The 25,966-nt window shown below is 69.6% G+C and carries 25 protein-coding genes; 15 read left to right on the top strand and 10 right to left on the bottom strand.

The window, feature by feature from the left end; genetic code table 11:
• The first annotated feature begins 266 nt into the window (after positions 1 to 266).
• Positions 267 to 1,613, top strand: a complete 1,347-nt coding sequence (locus OG883_RS15065) for a S1 family peptidase (RefSeq protein ID WP_266540280.1) — start codon at positions 267 to 269, stop codon at positions 1,611 to 1,613.
• 100 nt (positions 1,614 to 1,713) lie between these two features.
• On the opposite strand, the gene OG883_RS15060 is transcribed toward OG883_RS15065, so the two are convergent.
• On the bottom strand, positions 1,714 to 2,763 hold the full coding sequence (locus OG883_RS15060; protein WP_266540278.1) for a glutathione S-transferase family protein: 1,050 nt from the start codon (positions 2,761 to 2,763) through the stop codon (positions 1,714 to 1,716).
• A gap of 170 nt (positions 2,764 to 2,933) precedes the next feature.
• Between OG883_RS15060 and OG883_RS15055 the strand changes: the two genes are divergently transcribed.
• Entirely contained in the window at positions 2,934 to 3,524 is a 591-nt protein-coding gene (locus tag OG883_RS15055) for a bacterioferritin (RefSeq protein WP_266540276.1), read from the top strand.
• A 123-nt stretch (positions 3,525 to 3,647) separates the two neighbouring features.
• On the opposite strand, the gene OG883_RS15050 is transcribed toward OG883_RS15055, so the two are convergent.
• Positions 3,648 to 4,211: a TetR/AcrR family transcriptional regulator gene (locus OG883_RS15050; protein WP_266540274.1), complete on the bottom strand. Its 564-nt coding sequence runs from the start codon at positions 4,209 to 4,211 to the stop codon at positions 3,648 to 3,650.
• Positions 4,212 to 4,295: 84 nt separating this feature from the next.
• Here OG883_RS15050 and OG883_RS15045 point away from each other — a divergent pair, with 84 nt between their 5' ends.
• Entirely contained in the window at positions 4,296 to 4,724 is a 429-nt protein-coding gene (locus OG883_RS15045) for a DoxX family protein (RefSeq protein ID WP_266540272.1), read from the top strand.
• 39 nt (positions 4,725 to 4,763) lie between these two features.
• Here OG883_RS15045 and OG883_RS15040 read toward each other — a convergent pair whose 3' ends face one another.
• Positions 4,764 to 5,594 (bottom strand): alpha/beta fold hydrolase, encoded by an 831-nt coding sequence (locus OG883_RS15040; protein ID WP_266540270.1) that lies wholly within the window; start codon positions 5,592 to 5,594, stop codon positions 4,764 to 4,766.
• Positions 5,595 to 5,869: 275 nt separating this feature from the next.
• Here OG883_RS15040 and OG883_RS15035 point away from each other — a divergent pair, with 275 nt between their 5' ends.
• The 3 genes from OG883_RS15035 to OG883_RS15025 all read left to right on the top strand — a co-directional run bounded on the left by OG883_RS15035 (position 5,870) and on the right by OG883_RS15025 (position 8,541).
• Positions 5,870 to 6,457, top strand: a complete 588-nt coding sequence (locus tag OG883_RS15035; protein WP_266540268.1) for a putative glycolipid-binding domain-containing protein — start codon at positions 5,870 to 5,872, stop codon at positions 6,455 to 6,457.
• A gap of 122 nt (positions 6,458 to 6,579) precedes the next feature.
• Positions 6,580 to 7,002 carry a nuclear transport factor 2 family protein gene (locus tag OG883_RS15030; protein ID WP_266540266.1) on the top strand — a complete coding sequence of 141 codons (423 nt, stop codon included), beginning with the start codon at positions 6,580 to 6,582 and terminating at the stop codon, positions 7,000 to 7,002.
• Positions 7,003 to 7,278: 276 nt separating this feature from the next.
• Entirely contained in the window at positions 7,279 to 8,541 is a 1,263-nt protein-coding gene (locus OG883_RS15025) for an AI-2E family transporter (protein WP_266540264.1), read from the top strand.
• A gap of 176 nt (positions 8,542 to 8,717) precedes the next feature.
• Here the strand turns inward: OG883_RS15025 and OG883_RS15020 are convergent, their stop codons facing one another.
• Positions 8,718 to 9,200 (bottom strand): GNAT family N-acetyltransferase, encoded by a 483-nt coding sequence (locus OG883_RS15020; RefSeq protein WP_266540262.1) that lies wholly within the window; start codon positions 9,198 to 9,200, stop codon positions 8,718 to 8,720.
• Positions 9,201 to 9,372: 172 nt separating this feature from the next.
• Here OG883_RS15020 and OG883_RS15015 point away from each other — a divergent pair, with 172 nt between their 5' ends.
• On the top strand, positions 9,373 to 12,135 hold the full coding sequence (locus OG883_RS15015; RefSeq protein ID WP_266540260.1) for an ABC transporter substrate-binding protein: 2,763 nt from the start codon (positions 9,373 to 9,375) through the stop codon (positions 12,133 to 12,135).
• 437 nt (positions 12,136 to 12,572) lie between these two features.
• Positions 12,573 to 12,992 (top strand): transglycosylase SLT domain-containing protein, encoded by a 420-nt coding sequence (locus tag OG883_RS15010; RefSeq protein WP_266541554.1) that lies wholly within the window; start codon positions 12,573 to 12,575, stop codon positions 12,990 to 12,992.
• Between the two features lie 257 nt (positions 12,993 to 13,249).
• On the opposite strand, the gene OG883_RS15005 is transcribed toward OG883_RS15010, so the two are convergent.
• Positions 13,250 to 13,708, bottom strand: coding sequence for a CBS domain-containing protein (locus OG883_RS15005; protein WP_266540258.1), 459 nt, complete (start codon positions 13,706 to 13,708; stop codon positions 13,250 to 13,252).
• A gap of 205 nt (positions 13,709 to 13,913) precedes the next feature.
• Here OG883_RS15005 and OG883_RS15000 point away from each other — a divergent pair, with 205 nt between their 5' ends.
• Positions 13,914 to 14,852 carry a hypothetical protein gene (locus tag OG883_RS15000; RefSeq protein WP_266540256.1) on the top strand — a complete coding sequence of 313 codons (939 nt, stop codon included), beginning with the start codon at positions 13,914 to 13,916 and terminating at the stop codon, positions 14,850 to 14,852.
• A gap of 228 nt (positions 14,853 to 15,080) precedes the next feature.
• On the opposite strand, the gene OG883_RS14995 is transcribed toward OG883_RS15000, so the two are convergent.
• From OG883_RS14995 to OG883_RS14985, 3 genes are read right to left on the bottom strand one after another with little or no spacing between them, the layout of a single operon-like run.
• On the bottom strand, positions 15,081 to 15,650 hold the full coding sequence (locus tag OG883_RS14995; protein ID WP_266540254.1) for a transcriptional regulator: 570 nt from the start codon (positions 15,648 to 15,650) through the stop codon (positions 15,081 to 15,083).
• Positions 15,651 to 15,653: 3 nt separating this feature from the next.
• A complete protein-coding gene (locus tag OG883_RS14990) occupies positions 15,654 to 17,321 on the bottom strand; it encodes a DNA-binding transcriptional regulator (RefSeq protein WP_266540252.1) in 1,668 nt (555 codons plus the stop codon).
• The gene (locus OG883_RS14985) at positions 17,318 to 17,689 is read right to left on the bottom strand and encodes a helix-turn-helix transcriptional regulator (protein ID WP_266540250.1); all 372 of its coding nucleotides are present in this window, start codon (positions 17,687 to 17,689) and stop codon (positions 17,318 to 17,320) included. Before OG883_RS14985 ends, OG883_RS14990 begins: the two co-directional genes overlap by 4 nt.
• A gap of 306 nt (positions 17,690 to 17,995) precedes the next feature.
• On the opposite strand from OG883_RS14985, the gene OG883_RS14980 reads away from it, so the two are divergent.
• From OG883_RS14980 to OG883_RS14960, 5 genes are all read left to right on the top strand, one after another.
• Entirely contained in the window at positions 17,996 to 18,265 is a 270-nt protein-coding gene (locus tag OG883_RS14980; protein ID WP_266540248.1) for a hypothetical protein, read from the top strand.
• Positions 18,266 to 18,793: 528 nt separating this feature from the next.
• Positions 18,794 to 18,940 (top strand): hypothetical protein, encoded by a 147-nt coding sequence (locus OG883_RS14975; RefSeq protein ID WP_266540246.1) that lies wholly within the window; start codon positions 18,794 to 18,796, stop codon positions 18,938 to 18,940.
• A 440-nt stretch (positions 18,941 to 19,380) separates the two neighbouring features.
• Positions 19,381 to 20,874 (top strand): APC family permease, encoded by a 1,494-nt coding sequence (locus OG883_RS14970; protein WP_266540244.1) that lies wholly within the window; start codon positions 19,381 to 19,383, stop codon positions 20,872 to 20,874.
• Between the two features lies 1 nt (position 20,875).
• Positions 20,876 to 21,292 (top strand): universal stress protein, encoded by a 417-nt coding sequence (locus OG883_RS14965; RefSeq protein WP_266540242.1) that lies wholly within the window; start codon positions 20,876 to 20,878, stop codon positions 21,290 to 21,292.
• A gap of 106 nt (positions 21,293 to 21,398) precedes the next feature.
• Complete coding sequence (locus tag OG883_RS14960) at positions 21,399 to 21,956, top strand: contact-dependent growth inhibition system immunity protein (protein ID WP_266540240.1); 558 nt, start codon at positions 21,399 to 21,401, stop codon at positions 21,954 to 21,956.
• Between the two features lie 74 nt (positions 21,957 to 22,030).
• On the opposite strand, the gene OG883_RS14955 is transcribed toward OG883_RS14960, so the two are convergent.
• Entirely contained in the window at positions 22,031 to 23,839 is a 1,809-nt protein-coding gene (locus tag OG883_RS14955) for a hypothetical protein (RefSeq protein WP_266540238.1), read from the bottom strand.
• Positions 23,836 to 24,897 (bottom strand): ATP-binding protein, encoded by a 1,062-nt coding sequence (locus tag OG883_RS14950; protein ID WP_266540236.1) that lies wholly within the window; start codon positions 24,895 to 24,897, stop codon positions 23,836 to 23,838. The genes OG883_RS14955 and OG883_RS14950 overlap by 4 nt, the downstream gene beginning before the upstream one ends.
• A gap of 336 nt (positions 24,898 to 25,233) precedes the next feature.
• Here OG883_RS14950 and OG883_RS14945 point away from each other — a divergent pair, with 336 nt between their 5' ends.
• Positions 25,234 to 25,722 carry a potassium channel family protein gene (locus OG883_RS14945; RefSeq protein ID WP_266540234.1) on the top strand — a complete coding sequence of 163 codons (489 nt, stop codon included), beginning with the start codon at positions 25,234 to 25,236 and terminating at the stop codon, positions 25,720 to 25,722.
• Positions 25,723 to 25,966: the final 244 nt, after the last annotated feature.

The raw sequence follows: 25,966 nt of genomic DNA, 5'->3' as shown, positions 1-25,966 counted from the left end.
CCTCGTTGCTGTGAAGGCTGGCGACGCTGCCGGCCTCCGCCCTCTGGAGTCAATGGCCTGGCCACCGTACCCGACGGCTTGTGATCATCACCGTACGCATCCCCCCGGCGTGAGAGCGGCATGAGGCCGGCATGGAGGGCTCTGGACGGCTTGGGCGGTGTGGAGGTGAACAGGACGGCGGGGCGGCACGTAATGGAAGGAGGGCTCCGCCTTCCGCGGACCCCGGCGCTGGTGACGCCGTGCCGGAACGGCTTTGGGGGCGACGGATGAAGCACGCACGACGCAGCCTGCAGCGGATCGCGAGGCTGGCGGCCGTCGGCGGACTGCTCTGCGGCGGGCTGATGATGACGAACGCGATGGCGAACGAACCGGCCGCAGGGCAATCCGCAGGGCAAGGGGACGGAGGCACCGCCGCGCGCGCCGACCTGGGTACGACTCTGGTCGCACGGCTCGGCACATCTCGTACCGCGGGTACCTGGATGGGCTCCGACGGGCGCCCGGTCGTCGCGGTGACCGATGCAGACGCTGCGGCCGAGGTCGGACGGGCAGGCGCACGCGCCGAAGTCGTCCGCCACAGCATGAGCCGGCTCCGCTCGGCCACCGATGCGCTGCGCGCGGCGCCCCGGGTGCCCGGCACCGCGTGGGCGGTGGACTACGCCTCCAACAAGGTCGTGGTGCAGGCCGACAGCACCGTCTCCGCCGCGGACTGGTCACGCATGTCCGGCCTCGCCGAAGAGATCGGCGGCTTCGTGGACATGCAACGGACCAGGGGCTCGTTCACCACCAGGGTCAACGGCGCCGACCCGATCTTCGGCGGCAACGAGCGCTGCTCCGCCGGATTCAATGTGACCGACGGCCGGAACAACTTCATCCTGACGGCCGGACACTGCGGTCCGACGGGCACCACATGGTTCCGGGACTCGGGGGTCGGCAAACGGGTCGGGACCACAACGGCCGGCACATTCCCCGGTAGCGATTTCGCCCTCGTCCGGTACGAAGACGGCGGCGCTTCCGGTGCGAGTGGCGTCGTGGGCATCGGTGGCGGCCAGGCAATAGGGATCACCGGGGCCGCCGATCCCTTCGTCGGTCAGGAGGTCTTCCGCAGCGGCAGCACGACGGGAATGCGGTCCGGCCGGGTGACCGGGTTGAACGCGACGGTGAATTACCCCGAGGGCACGGTCACCGGTCTGATCGAGACGACAGTCTGCGCCGAGCCCGGGGACAGCGGGGGCCCGCTGTTCGCCCAGGGGCTGGCGCTCGGCGTGACCTCGGGCGGCAACGGCGACTGCGCCAGTGGTGGGACCACGTACTTCCAGCCGGTGACCACGGCGTTGGCAGCCCTCGGCGTGAGCGTGATCGGCGGCAGCACGGCTTCCGGGGGCGGTATCGGCACAGACCCGGCAGCAGGCGCGCCACCGGGTGACGGCGGGGCGGTCGCGCCGGGAGCAGCAGACGTTCCGACGACACTTGCCGAAATCGCCAACCTCCGGACCCTTACACCCGGTCTGACGGTCATTGTGGTGAGTCTTCTCGGGCTGGTGGCCACCCGATGGATCCGGTCGGCGCAGGACCGCAGAAGCTTCCGCAGGCATTACTCCCAGGGCTGGGGCTGAGCCCCCTTCGGGAAGCCGCCGCGCTGCCCGACGTCCTCGAGAGATCCGAAGTGGCGGACGAGGCCGCCGCAGGGGAGGCGGGAGGCGCGATGACGGCCTCTCAGTGGCGGCCTTCCGCAGAGATCTCTTCTCCCCGGGGCACCGGGTCCGGCGGTGTGCCGTCGCCGAAGGGCCGTCCGCCCAGCTCCTCACGGTGGTGTGGGGTCATCCACTGCGTCAGGTCGGGGCCGAGGGGCACGATCCCGGTCGGGTTGATGCCCTCGTGCACCCGGTAGTAGTGCCGCTTGATGTGGTCGAAGTCGACGGTGTCGCCGAAGCCGGGAGTCTGGAAGAGGTCCCTGGCGTACGCCCACAGGACCGGGTCCTCGGCCAGCTTCGAGCGGTTGCACTTGAAGTGGCCGTGGTAAACGGCGTCGAAGCGCACCAGTGTGGTGAACAGCCGGATGTCCGCCTCCGTTATGGTGTCGCCCACCAGATAGCGACGGCTGGAAAGCCGCTCGCCGACCAGGTCCAGCTGGCGGAAAACGTCGCGGTACGCCTCTTCGTACTCACTCTGCTCCGCCGCGAAACCGGCGCGGTACACACCGTTGTTGACGTTCCGGTAGACGCCTTCCATGACCTCGTCGATTTCGTCGCGCAGCCGTTCGGGGTAGAGGTCGGGTGCGCCGGGGCGGTGCAGTGCCGTCCACTCGGTCGCGAAGTCCAGGGTGATCTGCTGGTAGTCGTTGGTGACCAGTTGTCCGGTCGGCACGTCCACGATCGCGGGCACACTGACGCCGCCCGGGTACTTCTTCTCCCGCGCGTCGTACGCCTCGCTCAGGTAGCGGATGCCGAGCACCGGGTCACGGTCGTCCGCGTCCAGGGTGAAGCGCCAGCTGCGATCGTCCTGAATCGGGTCGGTGACGGCGAGCGACAGCGCGCCCTCAAGGCCGAGGAGACGTCGCGACACGAGGGCGCGGCTCGCCCATGGGCAGGCGCGGCTGACGACCAGGCGGTAGCGCCCTGCCTCGACCGGCCAGCCGTCCCTGCCGTCGGCGGTGATGCGGTCGGCGAAGTGGCTGGTGGACCGCTTGAACGGCTTCTTTCCGTACCCGGCGTTGCCCTCTGTACCGTCGCCCGTGCTGCCGTCACTGTCCGTGGGGCGGCTCATGACCGGTCTCCTTCTCGCCGTGCGGATGTCCGCTGCACCCATTCAGTGTGCTGTCCGCAACCCACACCTCCCCCATCGGGCAAGGTTCAGGCCTGTGCCGAGCGGCTGAACCCTGACGGACTCCGATGGGCGAGGGCACACGGCGGGTACCCGTAGCTTGTCCGCGCCCCATGCGACAGGAAAGGGTGTTCTGCACCGTGGCCGACTTCCTCACCGACATCGAGCAGATTCGCGACCGTGCCCGCAAGGAGATGGGGAAGGGGCCGGTGACGGACGCGTACGGCGCCGATCTTGAGCGGGTGCTCCAAGTGCTCAACGAAGCCCTGGCCACCGAGATCGTCTGCACCCTGCGCTACAAGAGGCACTACTACACGGCGTCCGGGCTCTACTCCGAGCCTGTGGCCGCGGAGTTCCTCGAGCATGCGCAGCAGGAACAGGAGCACGCCGACAAGCTGGCTCAGCGGATCGTGCAGCTGGGCGGCGCGCCGGACTTCGATCCGGACACGCTGACCACGCGGGCCCATGCGGAGTACGACGCGAGTTCCGACCTGATCGACATGATCAAGGAGGACCTGGTGGCCGAGCGGGTGGCCATCACGTCGTACACCGAGATCATCCAGTGGCTCGGCAAGGACGACCCCACTACGCGCCGGGTGTTCGAGGACCTGCTCGCGCAGGAGGAAGAACATGCCGACGATCTCCGTGGGCTGCTCGAGCGTATCCCGCAGGACCGCCGCTCTACGACGGGTGGGTCTCGCTGACCCGGGCGGACTCCCCAAATTTCATGGGGTTGAACAGGGCCCCGTACGGCAGATCGGCGAGTGGACCGGGGCCCGTCGGCCGCTACCGCGCCCTGACCAGAGCCGCGTCCTACGGCCGTCTGATCAGTGGTGTTCGAACAGCCGGCGAATGACTGTCCGGGCCAGGGTGCCAGGGTCATCGTCCGGTTCGGTGGGCAGCGCGCCGCTGAGCCAGAGGGACGCGAAGCCGTGCACGATGGACCACGCCGCGAGTTCGGCCGCCCGGCGGTCCTCGGCTACCGGAGGGTCGGGCAGTGCCGAGAGCGCATCCGCGAGACGCTGATCGGCCCGGCTGCGGGCGGCGGCGACGTGGGGATCGTCGCGGTGGTAGAGGCCGGGCTGGAACATCACCTCGAAGTGAGCCCGGTGGTCGACGGCGAACCGTACATAGGCCACGCCCGCCTCGAGCATCTCGTCACCGGCAGCGTCGAGCGCGTCGGCGAGCAGGTCGTAGCCCTGGGCGGCGAGTGCGGTGAGCAGGCCTGTCTTGTCGCCGAAGTGGTGGGTGGGGGCGGCGTGCGATACGCCCGCGCGGCGTGCCAGATCGCGCAGGCTCAGCGCCGCGTGCCCGTTCTGTTCGATCGCTTCGACGGCCGCGGCGAGCAGAGCGCGGCGGAGGTTCCCGTGGTGATAGGGCCGGTCGGTCATGACCTCAGCATATCTTTCCATTGACAAGATAGTGCCCGAACCGCTTATCTTGATACTGACAAGTTCACGCTCTGGGAGGTCTTCATGGAACCCCTTGTCGCACTCGTTGCCGGGTTTCTGGCGGCCCGCCTGGCCGGGCTGGCCGGTGTAGAGGCACTCGACGGCTGGCACCCGGCACTGCTCGTCGGGCTGGCGCTGATGTTCCTGCTCACCGGGTTCGCCCACTTCTACCCCAAGCTCCGCCACGACCTCATAGGCATGGTCCCGCCGGCGCTGCCCCGACCGGACCTCCTTGTCACCGCCACCGGCATCCTCGAACTGGTCGGCGCAGTCGGCCTGCTGATCCCAGTGACGGCGCCGTGGGCAGCGGCCGGGCTGATCCTGCTCATGATCGCCATGTTCCCTGCCAACGTCTCCGCGACCAGGCGGCGCGTGGCGCAGGGGGATCCGCTCGGCCCGCGCACGGCACTGCAGATGCTGTTCATCGCCGCCGCGGCGATCACGCTTGTCTAGCTCCGCGGAGGAGTTCCGGTTGCAGCTCGTTCTGTGCGTTCAGTGACTGCCGGGAGAGCCGGCGGGCTCCGTACGGGCGACGAACTCGACGAGGTCGGTGATGACGCGGTCGGGCTGTTCCCAGTGGACGACATGGCCGACGCCCTCGTAGGTGAGCAGGCGCGCACCGTGGATGGCGTCGAGGATGACCTCTTGGTCGCTGCGCGGAAGGTAGTCGTCCTGGTCGCCCCAGATGACGAGAGTCGGTACCAGGATGCCGGCCAGGGTCGAGGTGAGATCGGCTTCGAGCAGTCCGCGCACCGTCTCCTTCCACACGCGGGCGGGGACTTTGAGGTTCTCGTCGATCATGGTCTCGATGAGTCCCCGGGCGACCGGCCGGGACACCATTGCGCCCATGAAGTCCTCGACGAACTCGCGGTCGATGGGATCGGAGAGGCGCTGGACGGCCTCCCCCATCCCGGCCACCGCAGGCTTGTCCGCGAGCGTGGCCGGGACACCGAGCAGTACCAGCCCCGAGATGCGGTCGGGGTGGCTGCCCGCGACGATACGGGCGGGCACGCCGCCGCTGGAAGATCCGACGAGTACGGTGCGGCCGATTCCGACGGCGTCGAGGAAAGCCACGAGATCGGAGGCGAAATCCTCGGGCCGGTATCCGTCAGGGGGCCGGTCGGCGTCGCCGTGGCCACGCTGGCTCGGTGCGTAACCGTGCAGGGACGGCGGGAGGCGCCTCAGGAGGGGTTCGAAAGACCACCAGGAGTCGGCGAAGGAGTGTACGAAGACAACAGGCGTGCCACCGGGATAGCCGGCCTCGGCGTAGGGGAGGGTAAGCCCCTCCCGCAGAGGTGCGGCCTTGAGGGAGATCGTAGTCATGGCGACCTTCTTCGCTCCGCCCGGCTGCCCCATGCTCGAACCCCCGGGCGACTCGGCCGACGATCACTTCTGATCGTACCGACCAGTGGCCCGCCCCGCCGGGCGGCGCAACAGCGCAGGTACGGCTCGTCTCCCCCTCCGCGCCCCTCTCCCCTTCCGCGCCTTCCGCGCCTTCACCCCTTCACCCCTTCACCCCTTCACCCCTTCACCCCTTCACCCCTTCACCGGCCGGAGCGTCGGTGACGCCGTCACCGCAACCTCGTTAGGGTGAGGACATGGCCGCCTCCCACGTCCTCACATGGGAAGTCACGGAGAGCCGGGGATACGAGACCTCCTGGATCGAACTCCGCGGAACGACCCTGCGAGCGCGTGGACGCGCGGTCGGAACCGCACCGGAGCCGTACTGGATCTCGTACGAACTCGAGACCGGTGAGGACTACGTGACCAGTCAGTTGCGGGTTCACGCCGCGAATGCCACGGGCTCGCACGAACTCCTCCTGCTGCACGACGGCAGCGGCCGGTGGACCGCCAACGGTGAGCACGTGTCCGACACCGGCGGCGCGCTCGACTGCGATCTCGGGCTCTCCCCCCTCACCAACACCATGCCGGTGCTACGACACGGGCTCCATCTGGCACCCGGTGAACAGACGTGCCTGATGGCCTGGGTCGCGGTGCCGGACCTGACCGTGCATGCGTCACGCCAGACCTACACCCATCTCACGCGTACCGAAAGCGGTGCGCTCGTCCGGTTCGCTTCGGGTGAGTACCGCAGTGACCTGGAGTTCGACATGGACGGGCTCGTCATCGACTACCCGGGCTTGGCTCACCGGCTGTCAGGGAGCGCAGAACGGTTCCAGCCGTGACGCGGGCGCGATCTGGGCGATGAGTTTCGGTGCGGAAGAATGTCTTCCTAGGTGGACGTGTTTGACGCGCGCCCCCGAACGCACTGCGGAGCAGTGCCGTCCAAAGGACTGTGAGCTGAGCCATGTCCGACAACGAAGAGCAGATTCGGACCCTGATCGAGCAGTGGGCCACGGCGGTACACGCGGGCGACCTGAAAGGTGTCCTGGCGAATCACGCCGACGACATCGTGATGTTCGACGTGCCGCCGCCCTACGAGGGGGTCCGCGGCATCGACGACTACCGCGAGACGTGGCCGCCCTTCTTCGAGTGGCAGGCTCAGGGCGCCGCGTTCGAGATCACGTCCCTGGAGGTCACCGCCGGCGATGACGTCGCCTACGCCCAGGCCCTGCTCCGCTGCGGAACTCCGCAGGAGCTCGCCTCACAACCGGCGAACCGTCTCCGCCTTACACTCGGGCTGCGCAAGCAGGGGGAACGATGGGTGGTGGCACACGAGCATCACTCGTTCCCTGACATTCCCGGTGAGGATGAGCGGCAGACCGGCTGACAACTCGCCCCGGCGCTCGCGACCCGGCTGGGGCCGGCACGCTTCTCGCCTACAGCGCCCGGAGCGCCGCTGAGCAAAACCGCTGAGCGGCGCCGCTGAGCAGGGCCGCTGAGTGAGCGTCGCGAGGCCGCTCGAGGCCGCTCGCACTTGGCTGCCGCCTCCTGGACTCCCCGCCGGGCGGGAGCGGCCGTCGCCACCGCACACGGCCGCGTACCTTCGGGCGAATGTCGCGCCGGTGGCGTGGCACGGAGAGCCCGCGGTGGTACGAGCTTGTGGATGTCCATGCCACCGGATCCGCACTCCACAGACCCTGACCCCGGCGCGCCGTCCGCCGGGCGCCGGCACCGGATCCGCACCGCGTCGCGTCAGGCACTGCGCGGCCTCACCCGCCCTCCGGCCGGGAAGACGGGCAGCCGGCGCACGCCGCCCCACTCCCGGCCCGGCGGCGAGCCGCGCGTGTTCCCCGCCCTGCAGACCGCTGCCGCGTACGCCTGGCGAATCCTCGTGGTGGGCGGCCTCGTGTACGCCGTGTTCTCCGTGCTGGGTCGGTTCCACGAGATCGGCGTGGCCGTCTTCCTCGGCCTGGTCGGCACCGCGATGCTCCGGCCGCTGACCGACCTCCTGGCGCGGGTCCTGCCACGGCCGCTGGCCGTCACCGTGTCCCTGCTCGGCAGCATCGTCCTCGTTCTCGGGGTCCTGACCCTGGTCGGCGAGGCGGTGGCCGGAGAGCGGGCCGGGCTGGCACGGGAGTTCGGGGCGGGCGTCGGCAGGATCGAGCGCTGGCTCGAGGACCCGCCGTTCAGGCTCAACCCCGAGGCACTCACCGACATCCGGTCACGGATCGGGCAGTTCCTGTCCAGCCACCGGTCCACCCTCGTCAGTACGGCATTGAGCGGCGCGGGCCGCCTCGTCGAGGTCCTGACCGTGTTCGCACTGGCCCTGTTCTGCTCGATCTTCTTCATCCACTCCGGTGACCGGCAGTGGGGCTGGTTCTGCGACCAGCTGCCGCCGGCCGCCCGGGAACGTGTGTCGGTCGCGGGCCGCGCCGCCTGGCGGACCTTCACCGGCTACACCCACGGCATCGTGCTGGTGGCCGCGACCAACGCGATCCTGGTCGGCGTCGCCCTCTTCGCTCTCGGCGTGCCGCTCGCGGTCCCTCTTGCCCTGCTGGAGTTCTTCGCCGCCTTCATTCCACTGATCGGCTCACCCATTGCCCTCGCGGTCGCCGCAGTGGTCGCCCTGGCGGCCAAAGGCCCGCTGATCGCGGCCATGGTCGTCGCCCTCATCGTGATCATCGGACAGATCGAGGGCCATCTGCTGCACCCTCTCGTGATGAGCTGGGCCGTGCGGCTGCACCCTGTGGTGGTCGCGCTCTCGGTCGTCGGCGGCGCCATCGCGGCCGGAGTGGTGGGCGCGGTGGTGGCCGTGCCCCTGGTGTCCGTCGTCTGGTCGGCCCATCAGGCGCTGCGCCGGCTGCGCGAACCGGAGCCACTGCAGGCCCCGGCCCCCGACCGAGGGGCGGGCCCATCGGCCCATTGACGAACCGTCGCCGTGGTCCGGCGGTGGTCGACCCGCACGGTACCTGGACCGGAAGCGGGGCGCGCAACTGCCGGTGAGGTCACGGAAGCACGTGTCGGCGCTCACGGTGATGCCGTGATGTACACCGACTCGGGCACGTCCGCAGTCGTTCGCCTCCGCCGTCGACGCCGGCGCTGTCAGGCCCCGGCCCCGGTCAGGGCGAGCTCACCCACGACCTCATCGCCGCTCTTCTCTCCCGTTGGGCGAAATCCGAGACCCAGGTAGAACCGCTCGGGCCCGTGCTCGCCCGGCGCCCAGGTCACCGTTGCGCGTGTCTGCCCTCGCCTTCGAACCTCCTCGCACACGGACTGCACAGCGAAGCGGCCATACCCCCGGCCCTGTTGACCGGCGGCGATGTTCAGTCGCCAGATCCCACTGCGGAACGCGTCGTCCGGGTTGTCCGGGTCGAAACGGACCATGAAAAAGCCCATGACGAAGCCCACGAGCTGCTCACCGTCGAAGATCAGCCGAGGCCAGGCGATCTCAGGCTGGGTATAGGCCTCCGCCAGGGACCGCGCGACCGGAGCCACGAACTCCTCCTGGTCAGGTCGCACCTGCAACCGGCACGCGGCGAGAACGTTGTCCGGTGTGACCTTCTCCAGGCGCAGCAATGACGTCATCCGGGCAACCTACCAAGGTTGCCTTCTCGTGGGTGGGGTGGAAGTCATGGGTGAAGGTGTCTCCCGGCCGCTCCCAGGATTGTGCCTGCCATGTGATCCAACTACACGCTTGCACAGCGCTGTTAAGGGGAATATCCCTTGCTTCTCAGGGGGAACAAGGGAGGGGCCTGTCATGGCAGCGGGGGATCCACAGAGCCGTATTCCGGCCTATCCGGGCGTCGAGCGCTTCATCGATGCATTCGACAAACTGGTGGTACAGCCGCGGCGCAGCCGCAGCAGAGTGCCGGTCGTCCTGCTCAGCGAGCCGGGCGGCGGCACTGCGGGACGGCGGATCGTCGCGGGGCTCCGCTCACGGATGCGCGGCCGTAGCGAGGTCCTCGCGCCGCACGCGTACATCCCGCAGATCCCGGACGGGACCGATCCGCCACCCCTCGAAATCTTCGAGCATCTGACCCTCCAGCTCGCCGAGACGATGCCGCCCGGCACCGGGGAACTTCGGCTGCACAGCTACCGGTTACTGCGCTCCGTCGTCACCGCGCCCGCTATCGAGGGACTGATGGAGCGCCGCCACGCCGAGCTGCGCAACCACTGCTACGCGGAGCACCGCAACTGGTCCCGTACCGCCCAGACGCTGTGGTGGCTCGGCGGCCGCGACCAGGCCAGCGGCGGCACCCTCCTCGAGCTGCTGTGGAACTTCATCGCAGGCCCGCTCTTCCAGCGGTTGCCGCGCGCCCTCTACGGCTGGCGGGCCAACCGCCGCATGCTGGGGCGGGCCCGCAGCCGCAGCTGGTATGCGGAGTGGGTACGCCGGCAGCACGGCAGTCCTCCGACCGACTTCTTCCGCTCCGCGCTCGATCTCGTACACGGCGAGGCGGCCGATGAGCCGGAGCGCATGGACCGGGTGCTCATGCATGCCCTGCTCGCCGACCTCGACCAGGTCTGCCGGGCCCGCCTCCTCAATCCCTGGCGGCGCCGCCGCACCTCCCGCTTCGTGCTGCTCTTCGACGAGGCAGGGCCCGCCGACTCGCGCGTCCAGCGCTTCCTGCGTGAACTCCGCTCCGCCATGGAGGACTTGCGCTGCACCTCGGTGTTCGCGGTGGCGGGCGGTGTACGTTCGCTCGCCTCGCGCATCCCCGACATCGACGCATCGGGCCTCGCCCACGCCGGCGCCGAACTGATCAACATCGAACGGCGCGGGATGACACCGGGGCAGCCGACCGGCATTGTCGTGCCGGTGGCCGAGGGTCCCGAGGACGACCAGGCAGCGGTGTACTGGCTCGGCCGCTGGCCGACGCTGGTGACGCCGTCGCCGCGGTGGGGTCCGGGCACCGAGGTGGCCGGAGTGCTCGGCATCGGAGTACTCGCGCTGGCAGTCGTCGTCGGCCTCGTCCTCGTACCGGACTTCGGGGGTCGCAACAAGGACGACCCCTGCCAGGGCTCCACCTTCCTCGGCACCGACGGGCAGTGTGTCGGCGTCGCCGAAGGTGCGGCCGGCTTCGGCAAGGAGCCCAGCGAACAGGCCGTACGAGCCGTGCTCCAGCAGATCGAACGGCAGAACGAGGAGGTCGACAAGGAGCTCGCGGGCCGGCCCGCCGACGATCCCCGCCCCGGCCGCCGCACCGTCGTCTACTTCGGACCGCTCACCGGCGGGAAGGACGCCGAAGACCCGGTACGCGGCGGCACATTGGCGGAGCTGCGTGGCATCGCGCTGGCACAGCAGCGCATCAACGCCCATGCACTGCGCTCCGGCGAGCGCGTACCGCTGCGGGTACTCGCCGCCAACGCGGGGGACCGCTTCAAGGACGCACCCGCCGTCGCCGACCGGATCGCGGAGCTCGCGGCGAGCGACCCCTCCATCGCGGGCGTCGTAGGCTTCGGGCAGAGCCGTCGCAAGACGTACGAGGCGATTCGCACCCTCGACAAGGCCGGCATCCCGATGGTCGGCACATCGGGCACCGCCGATGAACTCCTTCGCCAGGGCGAGCACTACTACCAGACGGCCCCCACCGACGCGCGGGCCGCCGAGCTGATGGCGGCGTTCGCCTCGGACGCCGGGATGACCACGGGCAGACAGAAGGCGCGCCGGGTGAGTCTCGTCGCCGACGCCACCGACGCGTACAGCAACAGCCTCGCCGCCTCCTTCCGCGCCTCGTACGGTCCGCGGCGCACCGACGTACTCCTCTACACCCCCACCGACGCACCGGAGCCCGACCCGGTGCCGGGTGCACTCGGCGGGCGGCCCGTGCAGACCGTGGAGGACCTGGCCCGTGAGGTCTGCCGTGCGGTGAAGGAGGAGCCGCGGACGGCGGTGGTGTGGTCGGCGCGGGCCAGCCAGTTCCAGCTGTTCCTGGCCGAGATCGCCCGAATCTCCGGCGACTGCCCGAAGATCAGCGTGCTCGGCGGTGATGACGTCACCAATACGCTGACGGAGGAGCAGCGCCCCTGGGACGCCTTCAAGGGCCTCACTCTCTTCTACGTCTCGCACGGTTACGCCCCCACGCTGGCGGCGCAGAGCCCAGAGGCCGGTGCCTTCCTCGCCGCGTACGACCGTGCGTACGGCGGCGACCGCAGCGCCAGGACCAAAGCCATGCGCGAGGACGGCCATGTCACGCTCGCCTGGGACGCGTTGCGCTATCTCGCCGAAGGCATCGACCAGGCCTGGCGCACCACCGGCGGCCATGACGACCGCCTCGACCGCGGGCTGTTGCAGGGGGTGCTGTACCAGGGCCTGGGCGGCGGGGGTTTCGACGGGGCCACCGGCCGCATCGACGCGCACGGCGCGGCGGGCGGCGGCCGGCTGACGGAGGACAAGTTGCTTGCGGTGCTGCGGGGCAGCAACGGCGAGCCGGTGACCGAGCTGCTGTGCGGCACTTTGGCGCGCGGCGACCAACGCAAGACGTGGGGAGCGAAAGGCGAGGCGCACCCCTGCCCGTAGCGCGGGCAGCGCCCGGGGCGGTCTGGGCCTTTGCCCCTTCGCCGCCGACGGTCGGACCTCGGACGGTGAGGTCCGGCCGCGCTGTCCGGCTTTCCGGGCGAATTCCCTGTCCCGGACGGCCGATTGAAAGGCGGTCCACTCGTCCGCCGACACGGGAGGGCAGGGAGGCCGAGGCTCTTCGACCCCGTCCTCCTCAGCATTAATTGATAACTACAAATCGGACTTAATTGGGACATATGCATTCTAAAACCCCTGTGGTGCCAATCACAGCAAAAAGGGGTTGTTGCACGTCCCCCTTTCTCCGATGCTGGCAATTCCGAATGGCGATTCCTCATTCCATACGCGAATGTCGATCGCCCCCAGGATTGCCCACGGGTTCACCTGAGAAAGAGATCGCCGTGCACCTCTCCGCAACACTGAAGCCCCGACTGACCAAGATGGGCAGACGCTTCGCAGGCGGTCTCGCCGGCGCTGTTGCAGCGCTCGTCGTGACCTCGGCAGTCCTCCCCACCACGGCTGCGGCAGCGCCGGCCAAAGCAGGGCGCCTTGACGGCTGGATCAACCATTCCCTGATCGTCATGAAGGCCAAAGGCATCCCCGGAAGCTACGACGGCATCCACCGAACCCTCATGCGGGAATCGAGTGGCGATCCAGAAGCGATCAACCTCTGGGACTCGAACGCGCGGGCAGGGATCCCTTCAAAGGGGTTGATGCAGGTGATCGATCCGACATTCAGTCAGTACCATGTCGACGGCACCTCGTGGGACATCTACGACCCCATCGCAAACATCGTAGCCGCATGCAATTACGCCGCTCACCGCTACGGATCCATAGACAATGTGTTCTCAGCCTATTGATGCGTGGCTCAACGAATAGCGTGACCCAGCGGGTGTGCCGGCTCCGTTGCTGCCGGCCGTGAGGGCCGGATCCACGGCGGGACGTACGACCGGCGGGTCTGCTGCAGGCCCGCCGGGGCCGCTGCGGGCGCGGCCCCGCTCCGACCACCGGTCTTCCGCTCCTCGAGGCTGAACCCGCCGGTGACGGGCAGCCTCGCGAGCGACGGCCGGCAGCGCGAAGCGGGGGCGGACCCCGGCCAAGGGGCGAAGAGGCGCGCTCAGGCGTCGGACCGATCGGACATCGGGGCTGTCGCGTACACGCGGCTCACGAACTCGGCGATCTGATCGTCGCTGAGGTTCTTGGCGAGATTGGCTTCCGTGATCATTCCGACCAGTCGGTGGCCGCTCTTGACGTCGATCACCGGCAGCCGCCTGATCTGATTTTCCTCCATGGTGGTCAGGACCTCGGCGGCATCGGCGTCGGCATCGATCCAGTGCACCTTGGCATTCATGGATCCGGCCTGCACCGTCGCAGGGTCGACTCCTTCGGCGCAGCAATTGATGACGATGTCACGGTCGGTGATCAAGCCCGTGAGCTTGTTGTTGTCACCACAGATGGGCAGGCAGCCGACGTTCAGATCGCGCATCATCTTCGCCGCATCGAACAGCGACTGGTGCGCACCGACGCACTGCACCCCACTGGACATGATGTCTCGGGCTCGCAGCTTCTCAGTCATGATCCCTCCCGTCCTTTCAGGGCATGGTGGTTTCCTCCGCCATCGATCACAACACGAATGGCGCAACACCGCTCCCCGGGATCTGCCGGCGAAGGCGCCCCCGCCGGCTCCGTGCGGGGAGTACGCACCGCCGGACGGCACAAACAACTCCGCAGTGGGAAGATCGGTAGCGGGGAGCGCGCCCGCAGGAGGACTCGGGAGGACTGTGGACCTCGAGAGCGTTACCGACGAGCTGTACGAGCTGCGGCCCCAGGACTTCACCGCCGCCCGCAACGAGCGCGCGACGGCGGCGCGCAAAGCGGGAGACAGCGAACTTGCCGCGCAGATCAAGGAGCTGCGCCGCCCCACGCTGTCGGCCTGGGCCAGCAACCTCCTCGTACGCCGCCGGCCGGAAAAGGTCCAGCCGCTGATCAGCCTCGGTGAAGGCCTGCGCCGGGCGCACCAGGAACTCGACGGTGAACAGCTGCGTGACCTCAGCAGTCGGCAGCACGCTCTGGTCGGGGCGCTGGCCCGCGAGGCCCGGCAGCTGGCGGAGGCCGCCGGCCAGCCGGTCAGCGACGAGGCTCAGCACGAAGTCGAATCCACCCTGCACGCGGTGCTGGCCGACCCTCGGGCAGCCCGGGAATGGGCAGCGGGACACCTCGCCAAGCCGCTTGGCGCACCGGTCGGATTCACCGAAGCGTTGCAGGCCACCGTGCTGCACAGGCCGTCACCCGGCCCATCGGCGCCCGCCCGGCGGGGCACCCGCTCCGGCCGCGCAGGCGCCGATGAGGCCGACGCATCCGCAGGGCGCAGAGCCGAGGAGCCACGCCGGAAACAGGAGCAGCTCAGAAAGCTCGACCGAGCCAGGAAGGACGCGGAAGCCGCCGAGGAAAAGGCGCGCGCCCTGGAGGAGGAGCGGGAGCAGACGGAGGCGGAGCACGAGCAGGCCGAGGAACTGCTGCGGGAGGCCGAGGAACGAGCATCCACGCTGGCCAGGGAGCTGAAGCAGGCCCAGGAGCAGCGTCAGGCCGCCCGAAGCAGGGCCCGCGAGGCGCACGACCGGGCCCGGGCAGCCGACCGTGCGGCCAAAACGGCGCGCCGCACGGCACAGGCCGCGGCCGAGCAGGCGGAGCGCCCGTCCGCAGAATCGCCCCCCGGCTGAACCGGCCTGCGGGCCGGGCGGCACCACCGTCCTCCACCGCGCGACCGGCCGGCCGGGCCGCGGGATGCCGGCCCGCGTCACCGACACGTTCGCAAGGGTCGGCGGGGGTGACTGCACTCCCTGCCCGCCCCCGCACGGCGGCCGCACCCACCGCCCTGAGGCACGCCGGATCCCCCTGCCCCCAGACCGGCGCGGCAGCGGTCTGCCCAACGGTCGGCACAAGCTCCGTCAGGCGGCGAAACCGAGGTTCGACACGTACTCGTACTGTCCCCACTGGGAGCCGAGGTCGACGATCTGATCGATCCAGGCGTCGTCCAGGGCCCGGTCGTCATCGGCGACCCACGCCTCGACGATGCGGTCCCAGCGGCGGACATTGAGCGTACGGAATTCCAGCACCCGCTGGTGGGGGCGGGCGACCTGGGACTGGTTGAGCGGGTGCAGCTCGACGCGGGTGCCGCCGCGGGCATTGAGGCGGACGAGCAGGTAGCGGGCCACGTTCTGCCGTCGCACGGCTCGATAGGCGGTGTCGATGCGCTCGAGGTTCTTGCGGGAAGGGCTGCGCCTGCCTCCCAGCCAGGCCTTGAAGGTGCGGTCGGTGACGGTGAGTCCGGCCTCGCGCGCAGCCCTACGGGCGTGCTCGGTCTTCGTCAGGTAGTGGAGGCGGGCCATCAGGCCGCGCCGCTGGGTGATGGGCGTGGCGATGTAACCGGCGAGGGCGTCGAGCTGATGGGCAACGGCCTCGTGGCCCTTGATGCCGCGGGCACCGTACTTCCCGAACTCGATGTTGCGCTCAGGCACGTGCTACTCCTCCCCCGCCTCGTCGCTGTCCCCGGCGGCTGCCGGGTCGATACCGGTGCCGGCGGTGTACGTGTCCTTGACCTTGACCTCCGTAACACCGCGGCCCTCGGGGAAGACACTCTGCCAGTCGCCGATGACATGGAGTTCGTCGGTGCCCATGGCCCGTACGACGATGAGGCCTTCATCGTGGGCCTTGTAGGCCTTCATCCAGAGATTGGCGAAGGCCTGGGAGCGGATGAGGTGCATCCAGTCCGGACGGTACAGCTCCCGGTTGTAGTTCGACTCCCCCATCGTGGACACGAACTTGGAGTACATGGCCTTCACGTACTCCAAAGTCACCTCGTCGTCCTCGGTGATGGCCTTGTTGCGGGCGTCCTTGAGCGTGTTACGGAATTTCTCCAGCAGGTTCTCGGTGGCGCCGGAGGTGTAGGACTCATGGATGACGGGCGCTTCGCACAGTCCGTACCGGGGGCCGGCCAGGCGTAGCAGGAGGCGGAGCGTGGGTTCGGTGACCCACAGCGGGCCGGGCTCGTCCCGGTTGCCGGTCGGATTCGGGAGTACGTCCTCGTGCTCCCAGGCGGGCGGGGTGATGAGGTGGACGCCGGCCCGGCGCCGGTCATGTCCGGGGCCGGCGGAGTGTTCCAGCTGCCCGATCGGCAGATGCGTCTTCAACGCGGACAGGTAGGCGCCGTTGATGTCGAGCGCGGTGATCTCGTGCCGTCCCGGCGGGAGTTCGGGCCGGGTCCACTTGGGGCGGGCCTCCCAGATCTCGTCGGCACCCTTGGCGGTCTTCTTGCGCAGGATGTCCGGGATCCACGGGTGGCCGATGATGTCGTAGCGCGCCCCCTTGCGGGTCTCGTCCAGCAGGATCATCGCATCCGGGATCGCACGCTTGATCAACGCCGCGGTCACGGCCTCGATGTCACCGCCCTGCTTGGCGAATGCCTCGGCAACCGCCCGGCCGATCAGATCCGGCATGTCCGACGCCGTCTGCACCCGGCGCCCCACAGGCACCACCTTCACCGGCGGGGCACCGCGGCGTGGCGCCGACCGTTCGCCGCTCGACGCTGTCGGCGCGGGCCGGGGCAGTGCGGCGGGCCGGGACGCCCCGGCGGCCGGCGGATTCACCGCGGAGGCGGGCGCTTGCGTGCCGGCGGCGGCGCAGCCGGCCATGTCCAGGTGCTGCGGGAATCCGGCCACCTCGTGGTGTGCGGGCTGCCCGCACAGCACGCAGGGCTGCGGGGACGAGAGGGTGTCGACGTCGTCCGGCTCCACGCCCGTACGGCCGGCGTCGGCCGTGCCCTGTTCCGTCGGCGCCTCTTCCGTCGGCGCCTGCTCGATCGGCGCCTGCTCGATCGGCACCTGTTCGGTCGGCGCCTGTTCCGGCAGGTGCGCGTCGGCGGCCGCGGTAGCTTCCTCGTTGTTCTGAGCATGGAGCTTTGCCTGTGCACCCTGCAGGAAATAGGCGTACTTCTCGCGGACTTCACCGCTGGGATCACGGCCCGCTTCCCAGCCACCCACCGTCGAGGGACTCACTCCCAGCACGCCGGCGACCTGGGCGCGCGACAGATTCAGTCCCTCCCGCAGAGAGCGCCGCTCCTCGACAGGCGGAAGCTGAACCTCTTGCCGGGCCGAAGCCAGCAACGCGTCGATGGACCCGAAGTCGGTCATCGTCCGACCTCCTCGTGCGAGAACGAAGGCCTGTTCAGCAGCAGGCCGGAGTCCGATTGCGCGGACAGGTCGCTGCCCCGCGCAGCCCGTGCCGCTCCGCGTGTGACGTGCACGGTGCGCCGCCGGGCGGCAGACAGCAGCTCGCAGGCACGGGTCGGCCCGGCCAGCACGTCCAGCACGGGCAGCCCGAAGTGTGCGGCCAGCCTGTCGCAGTCGTCCAACGTCCATGCGGTGCGCCCTGCCTGACGACGCGACACCTGTGTCTGCGTCAGGCCGAGTGCGCCGGCCAGCTCGCTCTGCGAGTCGCCCGTGGCATGCATCAACGCCGCCACGGTCAGCTGCAGGGTCTCTCTCAACGACATCGACATACACGAATACTATCGATTTCAAGCGCCTGACGTCTCATGCATGCACAGATTGCATGGGTGAGTCGTTCCGGGCTCTTGAGTGGAGGCTGGGCGCAGCGGTACTCGGCCGCTCCGCAAGTGACGATCGCTGCGTCGGGTCCGCGGCGGGCCCCGAAGCGCGGCCCGGCGCCGGATTCCCGCCGTGGGAGCCGGTATCCCCGGCGCCCGAAGGGACGTGACAGCGGCCCCGGCGGCCGGGGGCGCGACGGCGGGGCACACGAGGAGAGTGCGGGGACACCCGGTAACCGAGACGCCGGCCTGGCGTCAGTGGCAGACCGGCCGGTACGCATCGCGCTGTGGCGGCCGCGGCCGTTGACGCCCGACGACATGCTGATCACCCGGATGAAAGAACGTGCCGTTCACTCGGACGACCTGGCGGGCAGCGTGGGCATCGTGACGCCGACGCTCCCGCAGAGCGCCGTCGCCACGATGATCAACCCGCTCTCCCGGCCGGCCGTATGCCGCCAGGGCGCGACCGTCGCCGTGCGGCCCTCGGCCGCGCGCCGAGCGCGCCCCGGCCACCATCGCCCGCTCTGAGCCGGTTTCGCACCGTACCACGGCGATCAGCGCAGTACTCCGCCGTTCCCTGGCCGGTTGAAGTCAACGACCGTACGAGTCACGGCACATGGCAGTCAGAGAGGGATTGTTGAACCCGTCGGAGGCATCGCACAGACTGTGCATGTCGTACGTCTGCCGAGGAAGCGCAGGATGCACAGGGCGCACCACAGGGCGCGGCCGCTCCATCCGGGGGCGCTGTGCGTTCCGCTGCGGAGGCGGAGTCTGACGGGCCGGCGGATCCGGCAGAGCCCGGCCCGGCACCGGACGGTCGTCCGTACGGTCCTTGCCCGCAGGAGGCCTGCTCTCCACCTGCTTCGGGCCCGTCGTCGCGAGCTCCTCCCGTGGCGAAGGCTGCACCGGCCGCCATGATGCGATCGGGGAGGGCGACCGGCCCTCTGCCGGCGCGAGACCCGGCGTCACCGGTTTCGCAGCGGGAGGCACGGACACACAGCCGCTCACGCCCAGGAGGGCGAGGGCGACGACGGTGAAAGGCATGATCCGGATCTGGTGGCACATCCGCTCAGCTTCCCGCAGCACCTCCACCGCCCGACAGCGGTAAAGGCCAAGATCACCGTCACGAGTGACACCGCGCCCCCGAGCGTCGTCTCCGGCGCACTGCCCTGGGCCGACGAGCCGTTCAGGCGGAGGGCGTGAAGCCCTCGGACGGGTCAGCCCGAAGGGCGGGTCCGCCGTGCGCGGGGCTCCATCCTTCGGCCGGCGCGACACGGATGCGGTTCGCGACGTCAGCGGGCAGGATCGGGACTGCCGGCCTGTCGAACCAGTCACTGCCGTGCGGTTGGCCGGTGATCACCATCCACGACCATGCGACGCGCGCCCTTCCCTCCCAGTGCCACGGCTCCTGCTCCGATCCCTTTGGGACAGCAACCGATCCCTTGGGACAGCAACGCCGGGCATGCGGTTGCCGGTGGTTCACGGCGCTCAACTGCTTCCCGGCACGGCTTGCCCATGGCCGGCGTCGTCCATCAACCTGTGCGGCGGAGCTGCCGTCCTGCACATGGCGGTGCCCGCCGTGCGCCGGGGGCCGGGCCGGGCGAATATGCGTATGCACCCGCGCGCCGACGAAGCGAGGGATCATGGCCGACGATGCAGCGGGCACCAGCCCGCCCACTGAGCTGAAGGCCAATGCGATCGGCTTCCTCGACGCGCTGGTCATCGGTCTCAACGCGACCTCACCCGCATACTCGCTGGCCGCCGTCATCGGCCCGATCGTGGCCCTGGTGGGCATCTACGCGCCGGGCGTGATGCTGGCCTCCTTCGTCCCGATGCTGCTGATCGCCTCGGCCTTCTACTACCTCAACAAGGTGGACCAGGACTGCGGGACGACCTTCTCCTGGGTGACCCGGGCGATGGGTCCCTGGTCCGGCTGGCTCGGCGGCTGGGCCATCACCATGACCGGCGTCCTGGTGATCGGCTCGCTGGCGGACGTCGCCGTGCGCTTCGGCCTGCTCGCCGTCGGTCTCGACAGCTTGGCCGAGAACGAAGTGGTACGACAGACGCTTGCCGTTGTCCTGATCCTGGTCATGACCGCGGTGTGCGTCATCGGCACCGAGATGTCGGCCCACGTCCAGAACATCCTCATCCTCGCCCAGATCCTCTTCCTGCTGGTGTTCGCCGTGGTGGCCATCTACCGCGTCTACGCAGGCACGAGCTCGCTGGACCCCATCGAACCATCCTTCGCCTGGCTCAACCCCTTCGGCGCCGGCGGCGCGGCCCTGACCGGCGGACTGCTGCTCGGTGTGTTCATCTACTGGGGCTGGGAGTCCGCAGTGAACCTCACCGAGGAGGTCAGGGACTCCGCCACCGCGCCCGGCAAAGCCGGCATCTGGTCGACCGTTGTGCTGCTGGTGACGTATCTGTCGGTCGGCTTCGCGGTCGTGGGTTACGCCGGGGCCGCCTTCCTCGCCGAGAACGCCGCAGAAGAGGAAGCGATCTTCGCCGTGCTCGCCCGGGAAGTGATGGGCAGCTGGGACTGGGTGGTGCTCCTCGCGGTCTGTACTTCCGCGCTGGCCTCGACCCAGACCACGATCATCCCGGCCTCCCGTACCGCGCTGTCCATGGCCCGCCGCAAGGCGCTGCCGCATCCGTTCGCGCACATCCACCCGCGATTCCGTACGCCCGATGTGAGCACCTGGTGGGTGGCCGGCATCGCCATCGTGTGGTATCTCGTCGTCAATCAGATCAGCGAGAACGCCCTGTTCGACTCGCTCACCGCACTCTCGTTGCTCATCGCCTTCTACTACGCGCTCACCGGCCTGGCCTGCGTGATCTACTACCGCCGCCATCTGACCGAAAGCGTGCACAACTTCCTCCTCATCGGCGTCGGTCCACTGATCGGCTCCGCGCTGCTGGCCTGGCTGCTGGTCGAATCGGTCACCGATATGGCCGACCCCGAGAACTCGTACAGCGGCGTCTCCTGGTTCGGCCTCGGTCCGCCTCTGGTCATCGGCATCGGGATCGTCCTCGTCGGCGTGATCATCATGTGCTTCTGGCGCCTGAGGTCCGGTGCCTTCTGGACGGAGCGCCGCGGCGTGGCCGACCCGGAGCTCGTCCACCGCAAGGAGTCATGAGATGTCCATCGTCCTGGGATACGACGAGTCGCCCGGCGCGGCACGTGCCCTGCGGGTGGCGATCGAGGTCGCGGCAGCCTTCGGTGAACCCCTCGTCCTGGTCTACGGCGCCGCAGCCCCCGGCGGCCTCGGAGAGGAGTACCGGATCCACCACGAGGCCATCCGCCAGACCGGTCGCACCGCCCTCGCCCATGCAGTGGAGTCGGCCGACGCGGCCGGTGTCCCGTCGGCCGTCGAGATCGTCGACGAAAAGCCGGCCCAGGCCCTGCTCGGCGCCGCCGAACGTCATCGGGCACGCGTCATCGTGGTCGGCAGCTGGGGCGAAAGCCCCATGCGCGGCGCCCTCCTCGGCTCCACCCCCCACAAACTCCTGCACCTCTCCACCATCCCCGTCCTCTGCGTCCCCACCGAGACCTGACCCTCTCTCGTCCGGCAACGTCGCCGCCGGTCCCGCAGCCGCTCCGGCCAGCGGGGATCCTCGGACTGCGGTGTTCTGCCGGGCCGGTCCGTGAAAGCCTCCGCGGATGAACCGAGTTGTCGACCGCAGCCGCTCCCTCGAAGAGCTCACCGGTGATTTCTGGCCGGAGCCCCCGGAGTACAGCCCCCTCGGCATATCCGTACATGCCCTGAGGCGCCGGCCGGTCGGGACACTGGAGGCCGACGAGCTGCGCCGTCTCGTCAGCCAGCGGGTGGCGCTGGTCCGGACCGTGCCACTGGCGGTGGAGGCGCTACGGAGGGAGGTCCATCGCGCTCACGGGGGCATCCTCCTGGAGAGCGTACTGCTGGAGGTACTCGCGGGAACCGGGCGGGGCACCTGGGCGGAACTCCCTGAGGTGGCCCGTGACTTCGGGGAACTCCTCGCAGAAGTGACGGAGCGGGGCTTCGAACTGTCGCGTACCGAGAGGGAGTCCGCAGACGCGTTCCTCACCTGGCTGACGGCGGGTCTCCCCGAGGCGCTGGTGAAGCGGAAGCCGGGAAACCCCAAAGGGAAGACAGCGAAGATACGGAAGGCGGCCCGGCAGGGAACCGAGCAGCAGGCACAGAGGAGGACGAACGGGCAGGCACGGCGGCGCGGACGCTAGAGCCTGCCGGCTCGATCCTCCGGCCTCGGGCAGGTCCCGGACTTCTGTCGCCTGTCCGTCCGACGGACCGCGACTCACTGGACCCGGAAGACCGGGCCCCGGGCGGTGAACGGCAGGGCGGCACCCCGGGGGATCAGGAAGGCGTGGTCACGCCGGACCCGTAGGACGTCGCACCCACCGTCGGTGATCACGAGTACGGGCGCGGCGGCCGGGAAGTCGTCTGCCCGCTGGAGCAGGTCGATCCCCGGCTGCAGCACGGTGCCGCCGCGCCCGCGCACCCGGACCCGCCCGGCGATCTCCGTCGGCGGGAGATAGCCCGCGTCGTACGGCGCCGCGTCGCAGAACACCACACGGGCAGCCGGCACGTCCCGGGCCTCCGCGTACGAGGCAATGGCGCCCAGTGCCTTGCCCAGTAGCGCGGGGTCCATCGAGCCGGAGGTGTCGAGTACCACCCCGAACGTGCAACGGGCGATCTCCTGCGGCGGGAAGTACCGGCCCGCCCGGGGAATGGCGGGGGTGGCCGCCTGCCGGCGTGCGGGGCGGGCGAAGCTGCGCACCGGCTGCGGGCGCGGTACGAACTCGTCGAACCAGCGCGCCAGCCGCGCGTCCCACGGCACGGGCGGATGGGCCAGCGCCCGGATCTCCTCGATCAGCCCGGCCGGCAGCAGCCCGCGCACCCCGGCCATGTGCAGGTCGTGTCCCTGGAGCAGCCCGCGCCGGTAGAACTCGTCGAGGTCGACGTACGTCCCCGGGCCGCGACCGTGTGCGAGGGGCTCGCCGAGGATGTCCCCCATGCCCTTGCCCCGCAGCGTCGCCAGTCGTCGCAGCCGACGCAGATCGGTGGCGATCCGGTCGTAGACCTCCTCGACCGAGAGATCCTTCAGCTCCGCGTCGTACAGCAGCCCTTCGGGCATCGAGCCGACGCCCATCGCGTGCAGCCATCCGTTGACGACATAGTCGGCGGCCACATTGAACAGCAACGGGTCGCGGGCGCCGCAGCGCTCGCCGTGCCGCAGGGCGGCGTGCAGCATCTCGTGGCCGAGGATGAACCGCCACTCGTCGTCGGCAAACTGCCTCAGCGGGTTGATGTAGATCTCGCCCGCATGTGCGTTGACGGCGGCGACCGATATGCCGTGGGCGCGGGCGAGTTCGGCGTCCGCGACCAGCGTCATACCCGCCGCGATCCCGCCGAGCAGCGGATACGAGGAGACGAACCAGCTCAGCGCCCGGTCCCAGGGCTGCTGCGGGGTCCGCTCACCGGTGAGACTGTCCCGTCGCCCGCCCGCGACGTCCATGGCCGCGGACACCGTGCGGGTCAGGGCGTGGGCGAAGGCCAGTTGCCAGTCGGGGGGCTGGGCCATCCAGCTGGTGTGCGGAAGGAGCAGCTGGTCGGGGGCGGTGCCGCCCGTACCGCAGTGTTCGTGTCCGGCAGGGATGCCGTCACGCCGCCACCGGGCTGCGAGCTGCTCCTCGTCACCGCCGGGATAGGAGTCGGGGAGTTCGTCGGGGGCGCGGCCGACAGGGAGGGTGAGCATGAAGCGGTTGACGACGACGCAGCGTGCGGTCAGGTCGTAGCGGTCCGGCTGCTGCCGCTCCCCCTTGGCCGCCCGGACGTGACCGAAGCCGAGGTGGAGCAGGCAGTGGGCCAGTGCCCAGGCCCACTCGGCCGGCTCGGCCCGCCGGCTCGGATGAACATGCACACAGCCGTTGGAGTCGACGGTGGCGAGGCCGTTGCGGGGTGCTCGCTCACAGCCCTTTTCCCGGCAGAACTTGGTCTCCAGCGCGGCCAGTGCGGGATTGCGCTTCACCAGGGCGACCCCGGCCGCGAATGCCTCGGCCGCCGGGTCAGGCCGCTCTCCCGTCTGCTTGCGGGTGCGGCTCACCGGCGTGCCTCGACGAGCCTCGGCATGTCCCGCGCGGCTTCGATGAGGAACCAGGCGGGCAGTACGGGCTGTCCGTCGGAGTCGTCGGCGATGACGGTCTGGGCGACCTCGACGGAGATCTCGGCGAGCTGGACGAGCAGCGACTTGGCTCGGTAGGCGATCTGCCGCACGGAGGGCGAGACGTGTTCCCTGTTCGCGGGCAGCTCCTTGACGAGCCGGCCGCGGAAGGCTTCGGCGAGGTAGAAGAGCAGGTCACGGTCCTCGATCCGCTGCGGCCAGGACGCGTCGCCCTTGAGGATCGCCTCGATGCCGAAGGTGTGACGGACGATCTTTGCGTAGCCGCAGAAGGAGACGGCGTGCGCGGGCGTCAGCGTGCCGTGAGTGATCACCTTGAGGGTGTCCTCGTCGAGCGCCGGCCCGAAGGAGTGCAGCGCGTCGGAGAGCATGTGCCACGAGCGCGGGGTGGAGAACGGCTCCTCCGACTTGGGCGGCGCCGACCAGAGGTGGTCGGGCCGGTCGGTCAGATAGTCGGTCACCCAGGGATGGATGCCGTTCTCCCCGGCCCACACCATCCAGTCGGCGGGGGACGCGGTGAGATGAACGTGGGTGAGCCGGTTGACGAGTGCGGAGGCGATGGGCCGTGCGAGCGCGTTGTCGGTGGCACGGTTGCCGGCGCCGATGACGATGCTGCCGGCGGGCAGCTCGTAGTTCCCGATCCGGCGGTCGAGGATCAGCGAGTAGAACGCCTTCTGCACATCGGGCGTCGCGGCGTTGAGCTCGTCGAGGAAGAGGCAGTACGGCTCGTCGCGGGCGATCGCCTCGGGCGGGCAGAACACCGACCGCCCGTCCCTGATCTGCGGTACGCCGATCAGGTCTTCGGGGGCGAGCTGGGTGCCGAGCAGACTCACGCACTCAAGCCCGAGCGATTCGGCGAACTTCCGTACCAGGGAGGACTTCCCGATCCCGGGAGCGCCCCAGAGAAACACCGGCCGGACGGTGGCGAGACCAAGGAGGAGCTCGGGTATCCGGGCGGGAGTGACGGTGACGGAGGCCTGCACGCGTGGAGTTCCTTCGGGTGGATGTGATCCGGGACGCCAGTGTGGGCGCAGCCTGCCGGGCGGCGCATGTGATTAATCGGCGCGCTGCTCAGTCGGAATGACGGACCGGCCTGAGTGCCGTACGACACCGACGTCCCCTTCGGCGTCGCGCTGTCCCCACATCGGAGATCACAAGCCATCCGTGTTCACCGGCTCCGGCCGCTTGTTCGTCGCTCCGGCGGCGCACGGCAGATTTCGTTCTCGGACCAGGACCGGCGTGTGTCAGGCCGCTGACACCCTCTGCACGACGGTAGCCTCGCCCTCACGCTCTTGCCCGTAGCCCGGGGGGTTCTGCCCGTGCAGCAGTCGTTTTTCGCACTCCTTCTCGGTCGTCTGCTGGGCAACCGGTGGTGGCGGACATTTCATGTCCGGGCCGCTCTGTGGGTGTCGCTGGCCACCGCCGCCATCCTGGTGGCGGGTTCGGCACTGGTCGTTCCCGCCGAGGAGAACGCCCCCGGGGCCAACATCACCTCCTTCCCCAAGGCCGTCTGGTGGTCCGTCGAGACCGCGACGACGGTCGGGTACGGGGACCTGTACCCCGTGAGCGCCTGGGGCCGTGTCATCGCCTCGGTGGTGATGCTGGCCGGGATCACGACCTTCGGCATGATCACCGCGGCCATCGCCGCCTGGTTCGTCGGCAAGGCGGAGCACGAAGCCCACCATCTGGGTGCGGAGGTTCGCCAGTACACCCGGCAGGGCGAGGAGGTGTTCAGCGCCGAAGTGCGGGCACTGCACGAACGATTCGACCGTGTCGAGCGCCTGCTCGACAACCGCGGCGAACGGTAGGGCCGGGCCTCCCGTTTCCGACTGCGAGGCCCTGCTCACGGAAGCGGCGGCCTCGTCAGCGCCGAACTGCGCCCACCGCTGGGTGTCGTACGCTCCGACGGCAACACCAGCGGCCGTTCCTGCTGTACCGGCTCTTGACGCATGGGTGAGCATTGCGCTCGCCCCAGCGCCCGTCCCCAGGCTGCTGGGCCGTCGGGTGCCACTGATCCCTTGGTGTGAATGGCGGGGAACCGCCCCGTTGAGG

The organism is Streptomyces sp. NBC_01142 (assembly GCF_026341125.1).
Classification (GTDB): Bacteria; Actinomycetota; Actinomycetes; order Streptomycetales; family Streptomycetaceae; genus Streptomyces.
This window is presented reverse-complemented; position numbering and strand designations above follow the sequence as displayed.

Bases quoted from the DNA above. Each gene is read 5' to 3' on its own strand.
- OG883_RS15045 (WP_266540272.1), top strand. From the start codon at position 4,296: ATGGAACCCCTTGTCGCACTCGTTGCCGGGTTTCTGGCGGCCCGCCTG.
- OG883_RS15020 (WP_266540262.1), bottom strand. From the start codon at position 9,200: ATGACGTCATTGCTGCGCCTGGAGAAGGTCACACCGGACAACGTTCTC.
- OG883_RS14965 (WP_266540242.1), top strand. From the start codon at position 20,876: ATGTCCATCGTCCTGGGATACGACGAGTCGCCCGGCGCGGCACGTGCC.
- OG883_RS15015 (WP_266540260.1), top strand. From the start codon at position 9,373: ATGGCAGCGGGGGATCCACAGAGCCGTATTCCGGCCTATCCGGGCGTC.
- OG883_RS15030 (WP_266540266.1), top strand. From the start codon at position 6,580: ATGTCCGACAACGAAGAGCAGATTCGGACCCTGATCGAGCAGTGGGCC.
- OG883_RS15065 (WP_266540280.1), top strand. From the start codon at position 267: ATGAAGCACGCACGACGCAGCCTGCAGCGGATCGCGAGGCTGGCGGCC.
- OG883_RS15055 (WP_266540276.1), top strand. From the start codon at position 2,934: ATGCGACAGGAAAGGGTGTTCTGCACCGTGGCCGACTTCCTCACCGAC.
- OG883_RS15040 (WP_266540270.1), bottom strand. From the start codon at position 5,594: ATGACTACGATCTCCCTCAAGGCCGCACCTCTGCGGGAGGGGCTTACC.
- OG883_RS15025 (WP_266540264.1), top strand. From the start codon at position 7,279: ATGTCCATGCCACCGGATCCGCACTCCACAGACCCTGACCCCGGCGCG.
- OG883_RS15050 (WP_266540274.1), bottom strand. From the start codon at position 4,211: ATGACCGACCGGCCCTATCACCACGGGAACCTCCGCCGCGCTCTGCTC.
- OG883_RS14960 (WP_266540240.1), top strand. From the start codon at position 21,399: ATGAACCGAGTTGTCGACCGCAGCCGCTCCCTCGAAGAGCTCACCGGT.
- OG883_RS14970 (WP_266540244.1), top strand. From the start codon at position 19,381: ATGGCCGACGATGCAGCGGGCACCAGCCCGCCCACTGAGCTGAAGGCC.
- OG883_RS15060 (WP_266540278.1), bottom strand. From the start codon at position 2,763: ATGAGCCGCCCCACGGACAGTGACGGCAGCACGGGCGACGGTACAGAG.
- OG883_RS15035 (WP_266540268.1), top strand. From the start codon at position 5,870: ATGGCCGCCTCCCACGTCCTCACATGGGAAGTCACGGAGAGCCGGGGA.
- OG883_RS15005 (WP_266540258.1), bottom strand. From the start codon at position 13,708: ATGACTGAGAAGCTGCGAGCCCGAGACATCATGTCCAGTGGGGTGCAG.
- OG883_RS15010 (WP_266541554.1), top strand. From the start codon at position 12,573: ATGGGCAGACGCTTCGCAGGCGGTCTCGCCGGCGCTGTTGCAGCGCTC.
- OG883_RS14985 (WP_266540250.1), bottom strand. From the start codon at position 17,689: ATGTCGATGTCGTTGAGAGAGACCCTGCAGCTGACCGTGGCGGCGTTG.
- OG883_RS14990 (WP_266540252.1), bottom strand. From the start codon at position 17,321: ATGACCGACTTCGGGTCCATCGACGCGTTGCTGGCTTCGGCCCGGCAA.